The following is a 302-nucleotide window of genomic DNA, read 5'->3' as shown; positions in this document are numbered from 1 at the left end:
ACATTGTGTCGGCGCGCAGTATTTTTGGATCTACACATACGTTATTCACCAAGTTTCTACCCAAATGGAATATAGAAACGAGCTATTTTAAAGTGGGTGAGGTTGACAACATTGAAAGTCTGATTCAGTCCAACACCAAGATTTTATATGTGGAAAGTCCCACAAACCCAGCAGTAGATATTTTAGATTTAGAAGAATTAGGACAGATTGCCAAAAAGCACAATTTAATATTCATTATTGACAACTGTTTTGCGACACCTTACCTTCAGAATCCCATAAAATTTGGTGCCGATTTGGTTATT

Annotated in this window: 1 protein-coding gene; it reads left to right on the top strand. The window is 36.4% G+C overall.

The features are described 5' to 3' along the window. A partial coding sequence (locus tag ACM615_RS24155) for an aminotransferase class I/II-fold pyridoxal phosphate-dependent enzyme (RefSeq protein WP_431012670.1) occupies nucleotides 1-302 on the top strand: 302 nt, incomplete at both ends.

The sequence above is a fragment of the Rahnella sp. PAMC25617 genome, assembly GCF_050606005.1.
Taxonomy (GTDB): domain Bacteria; phylum Pseudomonadota; class Gammaproteobacteria; order Enterobacterales; family Enterobacteriaceae; genus Rahnella; species Rahnella variigena.
This window is presented reverse-complemented; position numbering and strand designations above follow the sequence as displayed.